The sequence below is a fragment of the Streptomyces sp. SID5785 genome, assembly GCF_009870065.1.
GTDB lineage: Bacteria > Actinomycetota > Actinomycetes > Streptomycetales > Streptomycetaceae > Streptomyces.
In genome coordinates, this window is record NZ_WWIA01000545.1 from 1 (window position 1) to 292 (window position 292).

The 292-nt window shown below is 81.5% G+C and carries 1 protein-coding gene; it reads right to left on the bottom strand.

Annotated elements, in window-relative coordinates:
- A partial coding sequence (locus tag GTW43_RS17555) for a hypothetical protein (protein ID WP_202501573.1) occupies positions 1-292 on the bottom strand: 292 nt, incomplete at both ends.

Sequence of the window (292 nt, forward strand, 5' to 3'; positions counted from 1 at the left end):
CGGTGCCGGCCTGTCGCAGCAGGTCCCGGGCGGCGCCCCGGTCCCCCGCGTCGAGCGCCACGGCCGCGCCGGACAGCGCGGCGACCGGATCGACGCGGCCCGGGTCCGGCCCGTCGGCGATCCCGTGCCGCTGCCGGAACGCGTCGTGCAGCGCGACCAGTTCGGGCCGGGGCCGCAGGGCGCGGGCGCGGGACAGCGCGGCGTCGAGGGCGGCGGCGTCCTGCGGCGGGCACGCATCGGTGAGCGCCTCGACGAGCACCGGCTCGGCGTGCTCGGGCTCGGCCAGGAGCTG